The organism is Rossellomorea marisflavi (assembly GCF_022170785.1).
In the GTDB taxonomy this organism is placed as follows: Bacteria; Bacillota; Bacilli; order Bacillales; family Bacillaceae_B; genus Rossellomorea; species Rossellomorea marisflavi_B.
Map to the genome: position 1 here is coordinate 1 of NZ_CP081870.1, position 10000 is coordinate 10000.

Below are 10000 nucleotides of genomic sequence, written 5' to 3' on the forward strand. Positions count from 1 at the left end.
TTGGAGAATATCGGGGATTTATGGGCAAAGGCCTTAGAAAACATCGAAAAGAAGATCAGCAAGCCCAGTTTTGATACATGGCTCAAATCGACCAAAGCTCATTCGATCCAGGGCGATACACTTGTTATCACTGCACCGAATGAATTTGCCCGCGATTGGCTTGAAGGACGCTACTCGCAGCTCATTTCAGGCGTTCTATATGACATTACCGGCGAAGAGCTGCTGATCAAGTTCATCATTCCTCAGAATCAAGAACCCGAGGAATTCGATATACCGCTTCCGCCAAAGAAGGCTTCGAAGGATGATGAGCATCAGGATCTCAACCAGAACATGCTCAATGCGAAATACACATTCGACACATTTGTCATCGGATCAGGCAATCGCTTTGCCCATGCCGCTTCACTCGCAGTAGCAGAAGCCCCGGCAAAAGCGTACAATCCACTCTTTATCTATGGGGGCGTAGGACTGGGAAAAACCCACTTGATGCACGCCATCGGTCACTATGTACTCGAACATAACCCTAATGCGAAGGTTGTTTATTTATCTTCCGAGAAATTCACGAATGAGTTCATCAATTCCATCCGGGACAATAAGGCCGTCGATTTCCGCAATAAATATCGAAATGTCGACGTGCTTCTCATTGATGATATTCAGTTCCTGGCGGGAAAAGAACAAACGCAGGAAGAGTTCTTCCATACATTCAACACGCTCCATGAAGAAAGCAAACAGATCGTCATCTCCAGCGACCGGCCTCCTAAAGAGATCCCGACGCTTGAAGACAGGCTCCGTTCCCGATTCGAATGGGGGCTGATCACGGATATCACGCCTCCTGACCTTGAGACGAGGATTGCGATCCTTCGTAAAAAAGCGAAAGCGGAAGGCCTCGATATCCCGAATGAAGCGATGCTGTACATTGCCAATCAGATCGATTCCAATATCCGTGAGCTTGAAGGGGCCTTGATTCGTGTCGTGGCGTATTCATCTCTCATCAATAAAGATATCAATGCGGATCTTGCTGCAGAGGCTTTGAAAGACATCATCCCGAGCTCAAAGCCCCGCGTGATCACCATCCAGGAAATCCAGCGTGTCGTCGGGGAGCATTTCAATGTGAAGCTCGAAGATTTCAAAGCGAAGAAGCGTACGAAGTCGATTGCGTTCCCACGGCAGATTGCCATGTACCTGTCCCGTGAAATGACCGATTCTTCTTTGCCAAAGATCGGGGAAGAATTCGGAGGACGGGATCACACCACCGTCATCCACGCCCATGAGAAGATCAGTACGCTCCTCGGGGCCGATGCTCTGCTTCAACAACAGCTGAAAGATATCCGTGAAACGCTGAAAAGCTGATTTTTTCACCCACAGCTCAAGTGGGCCATGTGAATAACCCGAACCAGATAGCACACAGTCTGTCCACATGTGGATAGGCTGTGTTTCCGTTCGATTCACACACTTATCCACATATCAACAGGCCCTATTACTATTATTACTACTTTTTAAATAAAATATTATTATATGTGCGTCCTTAAAAATTATGTGCAAGTGGGAGGAAATTGATCATGAAATTTGTTATCCAGAGGGATAAACTCGTGCAAAGCGTCCAAGATGTCATGAAAGCCGTGACATCAAGAACAACGATTCCGATTTTGACAGGAATCAAGATCATTGCGACAGAAGACGGTGTTACGCTGACTGGAAGCGACTCCGATATATCGATTGAATCGTTCATCCCGAATGAAGAAGAAGGAAAAGAGATTGTCGAAATCATGCAGCCTGGGGGAATTGTCCTTCAAGCGAAGTTCTTCAGTGAAATCGTCAAGAAGCTTCCAAGAGATACAGTGGAGATGGAAGTGTTGAATCATTTCCAAACGGTCATCCGCTCCGGTCAGGCCGAGTTCAATCTGAATGGTCTTGATCCAGAAGAATATCCGCATCTTCCTCAGATCGAAGAAGGGAACGGGATCAAAGTATCGACAGACCTTCTGAAGACAATGATCCGTCAGACTGTATTCGCAGTGTCCACCTCAGAAACACGCCCGATCTTGACAGGTGTAAACTGTCAGGTTGCTGATGGTTCATTGAGCTGTATTGCAACAGATAGCCACAGGCTCGCCATGAGGAAAGCGCCGATCGAAACGAATCACGATGCAGCATACAATATCGTCATTCCTGGTAAGAGTCTCAACGAACTGAATAAGATCCTTGATGATACGGATGAGCCTGTCGAAATCGTCATCACGGAGAATCAGGTCCTGTTCAAGGCGAAACATCTATTGTTCTTCTCAAGGCTGCTTGAGGGTAACTATCCAGATACGACGCGCCTGATCCCGACAGATACGAAAACCGGAATCACCCTCAATACGAAAGAGTTCTTGCAGGCCATCGACCGTGCCTCCCTCCTCGCAAGGGAAGGAAGAAATAATGTGGTCAAGCTTTCGACCCTTGAAGGCGGCATGATTGAGATCTCTTCCAATACGCCTGAGATCGGGAAGGTCATCGAGCAGGTTCAAAGTCAATCCATCGAGGGAGAAGAGCTCAAGATCTCCTTCAGTGCCAAATATATGATGGACGCCCTGAAAGCCATCGAAGGAACGGAAATCCATGTGAATTTCACAGGAGCGATGAGACCATTCGTTCTTCGCCCGCTTCATGATGATTCCATCCTTCAATTGATCCTGCCGGTCCGTACGTACTGATTGAAAAGCCAATGCCGTTTAAAGGCGTTGGCTTTTTCCCTTTTTAGAACAGCCCCGCCTTTTTTTGTCCGGACCCTCCAGCTCCCATTGTTTCCAGCTAGTTGTGACTTGTCCCGGTTTAGAGTAAAATAAACTATTAGAGACTTTACACGGAAAGTAGTGATTCGAAGTGGCACAACCAATCAAGATCGAGACGGAAATCATCACGCTAGGACAATTTCTCAAGCTTGCCGAAGTCATCCAATCGGGCGGCATGGCGAAATGGTTCCTGAGTGAGTATGAAGTATATGTGAATGGTGAACAGGATCAACGAAGGGGCAGGAAACTGGCGGTAGGAGATACCGTTGAAATCCCTGAAGTGGGGACGTTTGTTGTTACCGGAGAATAATAAAGGATGTCGTGTCCATGTACATTGAACAATTAGAACTGAAAAATTACCGGAATTACGAGTCCATCGATGTGACGTTCGAGAATAAGGTGAACGTCATTCTCGGGGAAAATGCCCAGGGAAAAACGAATATCATGGAGTCCATCTACGTTTTGGCCATGGCCAAGTCCCACCGGACATCAAATGACAAAGATTTAATCCGTTGGGATGAGGAATATGCTAAAATAAAAGGTAGGATACAAAAACATAATGGGCCGATACCTTTAGAGCTTGTGCTATCGAAAAAAGGCAAAAAGGCAAAATGTAACCATCTGGAGCAGCAGAAGCTGAGCCAGTACGTCGGAAATATGAATGTGGTTATGTTTGCCCCTGAAGATCTCCACCTCGTAAAAGGGAGTCCTCAGGTGAGACGCCGTTTCATCGATATGGAAATAGGCCAGGTTTCGCCTGTTTATTTGCATGATATCAGTCTTTACCAGAAGATTTTACAGCAGCGGAATCATTATCTGAAACAATTACAGACAAGGAAGCAGAAGGATCAGACGATGCTTGATGTGTTGACTGAGCAGTTCATTGAAATGGCTGTGAAGATCACGAAGAAGCGGTTTGAGTTTGTTCGTATGCTCGAAAGTTGGGCCAAACCGATTCATTCAGGCATATCGAGGAACCTCGAAACCCTCGAAATCCTATATAAACCGTCTTTAGAGGTATCAGATGATCAAGAATGGTCGAAAATGGTAGAGATATATGAACGGAAATTCGATCAGATCCGGGAACGTGAAATCGACCGCGGGGTGACCCTGGTGGGACCTCACAGGGACGATCTTCAATTTATCGTGAATGACCGTGACGTCCAGACGTTCGGTTCGCAGGGACAACAGCGGACGACGGCTCTATCGGTGAAGCTTGCAGAAATTGAATTGATCCATTCGGAGATCAAGGAGTACCCGATCCTGCTTCTCGATGACGTTTTGTCCGAACTTGATGATTACAGACAGTCCCACTTGCTCAATACCATACAAGGGAAGGTTCAGACCTTCGTCACCACGACGAACGTCGATGGGATCGACCATCAGACCCTGAATGAAGCAACCACGTTCCACGTGGAAGCCGGTACGATGAAAAGATTGAAATGAGGTGTTACCTTGTACATTCATGTAGGAGAAGATGTCATGGTGCGTACGGATGAAATCATTGCCATTATCGATCGTGACACCGTTCAATTTTCAGAGGAAATACAGCGTCTGCTTAAACAAAAAGATAAAGACCTTTGCAATCTCGCAAAGGGTTCATATAAATCTCTCGTCATCACGTTCAATCAGCTTTATTTATCCCCGCTGGCTTCAAGTACGTTGAAGAAGCGCTCCAAGAAGTACTCAAGTTATGAGAACTTACTATAGAATTCAAAAGCCCTGAAGGTTAGAAAGTGTAGGTGAATCAGTATGGCTATGGACCAACAGCAAGGTCAATCCTATGATGAAAATCAGATACAGGTTTTAGAAGGGTTAGAGGCCGTCAGAAAGAGACCGGGTATGTATATCGGTTCCACAAGCGGTCGAGGCTTGCACCATCTCGTGTGGGAAATCGTCGATAACAGTATTGATGAAGCACTCGCAGGATACTGTGATCACATCGAGGTCATCATCGAGAAAGACAACAGCATTACCGTCAAAGATAACGGACGTGGTATCCCGGTCGGAATCCACGAGAAAATGGGACGTCCCGCAGTCGAAGTCATCATGACGGTCCTTCACGCCGGAGGTAAATTCGGCGGCGGCGGATACAAAGTGTCCGGCGGACTTCACGGTGTAGGGGCATCCGTCGTGAACGCCCTGTCCACCGAGCTTGAAATCTATGTGCACCGGGAAGGACACATCCACTATCAGAAATTCGAGAAGGGTGTTCCGAGCTTTGATTTGAAGGTGATCGGCGATACGGATAAAACCGGGACGATCATCCACTTCACACCGGATCCCGAGATTTTCACGGAAACGACGGAGTATGATTATGATACCCTCGCAAACCGGATCAGGGAGCTTGCCTTCCTGAACAAGGGAATCCAGATCAGCATTGAAGATAAGCGCGGAGAAGAACCACGCCGTAAGGATTTCCACTACGAAGGTGGAATCAAATCCTACGTGGAGCATTTGAACCGCACGAAGGAAGTCATCCACGAAGAGCCGATCTTCATTGAAGGTGAGCGGGATGACATCACCGTTGAAATCGCTATTCAATACAATGATGGATTTGCCAGCAATATTTACTCATTTGCGAATAACATCCATACCCATGAAGGTGGTACCCACGAATCAGGCTTCAAGACGGCACTCACACGGGTCATCAATGATTACGCAAGAAAGAACAGCGTCTTCAAAGACAGTGATGCCAACCTTTCAGGAGAAGACGTTCGTGAAGGACTCACTGCGATCATCTCCATCAAGCACCCGGATCCACAGTTCGAAGGTCAGACCAAGACGAAGCTCGGAAACTCCGAAGCCCGTCAAATCACGGATACGCTATTCTCCGAGCATCTTGAAACCTTCCTTCTGGAGAACCCGGTGGTCGCGCGTAAGGTCGTGGAAAAAGGACTCATGGCTGCACGTGCACGTATGGCTGCCAAAAAAGCCCGTGAGCTCACGCGCCGTAAGAGTGCACTGGAAGTTTCAAGCCTGCCTGGTAAACTGGCAGACTGTTCGTCCAAGGACCCTGGTATCAGCGAAATATATGTGGTTGAGGGTGACTCAGCCGGTGGATCTGCGAAACAGGGCCGTGACCGTCACTTCCAGGCCATTCTTCCACTGCGTGGTAAGATCATCAATGTGGAAAAAGCACGCCTTGATAAAATCCTCTCCAACAATGAAATCCGCGCCATCATCACAGCGCTTGGAACAGGAATCGGAGAAGATTTCGATCTATCGAAGGCGCGCTATCATAAAGTCGTCATCATGACGGATGCCGATGTCGACGGTGCCCATATCCGGACGCTGCTTCTGACATTCTTCTATCGTTACATGAGGCAGATCATCGAAGCGGGTTACATCTACATCGCACAGCCGCCATTGTATAAGGTCCAGCAGGGCAAGAGGATCCAGTACGCTTACAATGACAAAGAACTCGACAGGATCCTCGGGGAGATCTCCCCGACACCGAAACCGGGCATCCAGCGTTACAAAGGTCTTGGTGAGATGAATCCGGAACAGCTTTGGGAAACAACCATGGATCCGCAGTCACGGACGCTTCTCCAAGTCAGCCTTCAGGACGCCATCGAGGCAGACGAAACGTTCGAGATCCTCATGGGTGACAAAGTAGAACCGCGCCGGAACTTCATCGAAGAAAACGCCGCCTACGTCAAAAACCTGGATATCTAAAGAAAAGCGGACGGGCTTCGCCCTGGGGCGACAGCTTACGACCTCGAGCCCCAAAGCCCGTTAACCTAAACGAAAATTCCCTAAAATGATCAGGATAGACTGAAACTCTATCCTGTCTTTTACATAGTGGACAAGAAAAAATGAGAAAGAATCCATCTTTCTTCAAAAGGAGGTCCCTTTAACTATGGCAGAAACACCACAGTCTAATGTTCAAGAGATTAATATTAGTAATGAGATGCGCTCATCGTTCCTGGATTATGCCATGAGCGTTATCGTCTCCCGTGCCCTACCTGATGTCCGTGACGGCCTGAAGCCTGTTCACCGAAGGATCCTCTATGCGATGAACGACCTTGGTATGACCGCGGATAAAGCCTATAAGAAATCGGCTCGTATCGTCGGGGAAGTCATCGGTAAGTATCATCCGCATGGTGACTCGGCCGTTTACGATACGATGGTGCGTATGGCACAGGATTTCAACTATCGCTATATGCTCGTGGATGGACACGGGAACTTCGGTTCGGTGGACGGGGACGCTGCGGCGGCCATGCGTTACACAGAAGCCCGTATGTCCAAGATCTCGATGGAGCTGATCCGCGACATCAATAAAGACACGATTGATTATAAAGACAACTATGATGGTACCGAGCGTGAGCCGGAAGTGCTTCCTGCCCGTTTCCCTAACCTGCTTGTGAATGGTTCCTCAGGGATTGCCGTCGGGATGGCCACCAATATACCTCCCCATAATCTCGGGGAAGTGATCGATGCGATCCTTGCTGTCAGCCGGGATGGGGAAATCACAATTCCTGAGCTCATGGAATATGTTCACGGACCTGACTTCCCTACCGCAGGACTGATTGTCGGCAGAAGCGGAATCCGCCGTGCATACGAAACAGGTAAAGGCTCCGTTACCATGAGGGCCCGTGTGGAAATCGAAGAGAAGAGCAACGGGAAAGAGACGATCATCGTCCACGAAATCCCTTATCAGGTCAACAAAGCGCGTCTTATCGAGAAGATTGCCGAGCTTGTGCGCGATAAGCGGATTGAAGGAATCACCGATCTTCGCGATGAATCCGACCGTAATGGGATGAGGATCGTCATAGAAGTTCGTAAGGATGCCAATGCCAACGTTCTTCTGAACAATCTATATAAACAAACGTCCCTGCAAACGAGCTTCGGGATCAACCTCCTTGCTCTTGTAGGCGGACAGCCTAAAGTCTTGAACCTTAAGCAGTGCCTGGTGCATTATCTTGATCACCAGCGTATCGTGATCCGACGCAGGACGGAATTCGAGCTTCGGAAAGCAGAAGCCCGTGCCCACATCCTCGAAGGTTTGCGTATCGCCCTGGATCACATTGATGAGATTATTGCGTTGATTCGTCGTTCACAAACCACTGATATCGCCAAAGAAGGACTCATGGAGAACTTCTCCCTATCCGATAAACAAGCTCAAGCGATCCTGGACATGCGTCTACAACGTTTGACTGGTCTGGAAAGAGAGAAGATCGAAGATGAGTACCAAGAGCTTGTAAAACTCATCAATGAGTTGAAAGCAATTCTTGCTGATGATGAGAAGGTACTCGAAATCATCCGTGAAGAGCTGCTTGAGATCAAAGAACGCTTCAACGACAGCCGCCGTTCTGAAATCGTAGCCGGCGGAATTGAAAATATCGAAGATGAAGATTTGATCCCTCGTGAAAATATCGTGGTATCCCTTACTCATAACGGATACATCAAGCGCCTTCCGGTTTCGACATACCGCAGCCAGAAGCGTGGAGGACGCGGTATTCAAGGGATGGGTACGAATGGGGAGGACTTCGTTGAAAACCTCTTGACTACTTCCACCCACGATACGATCCTCTTCTTCACGAATAAAGGGAAGGCCTACAAGGCGAAGGGATATGAGATTCCTGAGTTCAGCCGAACGGCTAAAGGCCTGCCGATCATCAATCTTCTCGGCGTCGAGAAGGATGAGTGGATCAATGCCATGATTCGTATCGAAGAGTTTGTCGATGATTGGTATCTGTTCTTCACAACGAAGCAGGGGATTTCCAAGCGTACGCCGGTTTCGGACTTCGCCAATATCCGTACGAACGGTCTAATCGCCATCAATCTGAGGGAACAGGATGAACTGATTTCTGTCAGATTGACCGATGGGGACAAGGATATGATCATCGGTACGAAGAATGGTCTCCTTATCAGGTTCCCAGAGACCGATGTCCGGTCCATGGGAAGGACGGCTACCGGTGTCAAAGGGATCAACCTGAGCGACGATGATCACGTCGTCGGCATGGAAATCCTTGAAGAAACCAATGATGTGCTGGTTGTCACCGTCAATGGGTACGGTAAACGTACACCTGCAAGCGAGTACCGCATCCAGACACGTGGCGGTAAAGGATTGAAAACATTGAACGTGACAGAGCGGAACGGTGAACTCGTTGCCGTCAAAGCTGTAACGGGTGAAGAAGACCTCATGCTCATTACGGCTCAAGGTGTCATGATCCGCATGGACGTCAATGATATCTCTACCACCGGCCGTAACACCCAAGGGGTCAAACTGATCCGTCTCCAAGATGGTGAATTTGTATCTACCGTGGCTAAGGTGGAGAAGGAAGACGAAGAAACCACCCCGCCGGTCGAAACGGCAGATGACCTCGACCCACAGGAACAACCGGGTGACGATTCAGAAGAATAACTAGCAAGAATGAAAATGCCTCCGCCGAGCGGGGGCGTTTTTTTCGTGGAAAGAAGCGACAAAGTCCCCCGCTCGGCCCTTTTTATTGGTAAAATAAACTAAAAATAGTACCGAGGGAGTCAGAGCCGTGAAAATTAAACGTCAGGATGCAAGAGTTGGACATCTGGTATCAGAAGATATAATGGGAATGACCTCTGTTCCACTGATCATGAAAGGCACGGTCTTGACCGACCAGCACATAAAAGCATTGCGCGCATTCAATATCCAAGAATTAACCGTGGAGAGTGCAGGGGATTTACTGAAGGCAACTCCTCCTGCCCAGCAAGGTGAAAGAGATGAGCGGAAGGTGGAATCCACCCCGTTCCTTACGCGGTACATGAAGTCAGTAGAGGATTATAAAAAGGAATTTGTGAAGTGGCAATCGGGCATGGCAGTCGATATTGCTAAAATACGAGAAATCCTCCTCTCTGTATTGGCAGAGGTCCAGGAATCCCCTACTTTGATTCACACGGTGATCCAGGTGCAATCCAAGCCGGATTATCTCTATCATCATGCCATGGCCACTGCCCTCCTCAGCATGCTGATCGGAAAGAAGCTGGGGATAGACGACACCCAGAGCACCCAGCTTGGGTTGGGGGCAGCCCTATCAAACTGTGGAATGGCAAAAATCAGTTCAATCATTCTTAAAAAGGAACGTCCACTGACAGAAAGAGAATTTAGTGAAGTGAAGATGCATCCTGTCCATAGTTATAAACTGATCAAAGACTCTCCTCTTTTAAAAAGCGAAACCAAGCTCGCCATCCTCCAGCATCATGAGCGGTATGACGGGACCGGTTATCCTTCGAGGGAAAAAGGAGAC

Annotated in this window: 8 protein-coding genes (1 of these 8 cut by a window edge); all 8 read left to right on the forward strand. The window is 48.2% G+C overall.

Translation table 11 applies throughout. The features are described 5' to 3' along the window. Nucleotides 1-1347, forward strand: a complete 1347-nt coding sequence (gene dnaA / locus K6T23_RS00005) for a chromosomal replication initiator protein DnaA (RefSeq protein WP_056539935.1) — start codon at nucleotides 1-3, stop codon at nucleotides 1345-1347. Between the two features lie 209 nt (nucleotides 1348-1556). Continuing rightward, nucleotides 1557-2693 (forward strand): DNA polymerase III subunit beta, encoded by a 1137-nt coding sequence (dnaN, locus tag K6T23_RS00010; RefSeq protein ID WP_053429910.1) that lies wholly within the window; start codon nucleotides 1557-1559, stop codon nucleotides 2691-2693. 169 nt (nucleotides 2694-2862) lie between these two features. Beyond that, on the forward strand, nucleotides 2863-3081 hold the full coding sequence (yaaA, locus tag K6T23_RS00015; RefSeq protein WP_048004567.1) for a S4 domain-containing protein YaaA: 219 nt from the start codon (nucleotides 2863-2865) through the stop codon (nucleotides 3079-3081). 17 nt (nucleotides 3082-3098) lie between these two features. Continuing rightward, the gene (recF, locus tag K6T23_RS00020; RefSeq protein WP_048004566.1) at nucleotides 3099-4217 is read left to right on the forward strand and encodes a DNA replication/repair protein RecF; all 1119 of its coding nucleotides are present in this window, start codon (nucleotides 3099-3101) and stop codon (nucleotides 4215-4217) included. A gap of 9 nt (nucleotides 4218-4226) precedes the next feature. Further along, the gene (gene remB, locus K6T23_RS00025) at nucleotides 4227-4481 is read left to right on the forward strand and encodes an extracellular matrix regulator RemB (protein ID WP_048004565.1); all 255 of its coding nucleotides are present in this window, start codon (nucleotides 4227-4229) and stop codon (nucleotides 4479-4481) included. Between the two features lie 48 nt (nucleotides 4482-4529). Further along, complete coding sequence (gyrB, locus tag K6T23_RS00030; RefSeq protein WP_238284496.1) at nucleotides 4530-6449, forward strand: DNA topoisomerase (ATP-hydrolyzing) subunit B; 1920 nt, start codon at nucleotides 4530-4532, stop codon at nucleotides 6447-6449. Nucleotides 6450-6633: 184 nt separating this feature from the next. Next, nucleotides 6634-9141 carry a DNA gyrase subunit A gene (gene gyrA / locus K6T23_RS00035; RefSeq protein WP_056539938.1) on the forward strand — a complete coding sequence of 836 codons (2508 nt, stop codon included), beginning with the start codon at nucleotides 6634-6636 and terminating at the stop codon, nucleotides 9139-9141. Between the two features lie 127 nt (nucleotides 9142-9268). Continuing rightward, on the forward strand, nucleotides 9269-10000 hold the 5' portion of the coding sequence (locus K6T23_RS00040; RefSeq protein ID WP_056539940.1) for an HD-GYP domain-containing protein. It continues 342 nt past the right edge of the window; the window shows 732 of its 1074 coding nt (coding positions 1-732); the start codon lies at nucleotides 9269-9271; its stop codon lies beyond the right edge, outside the window.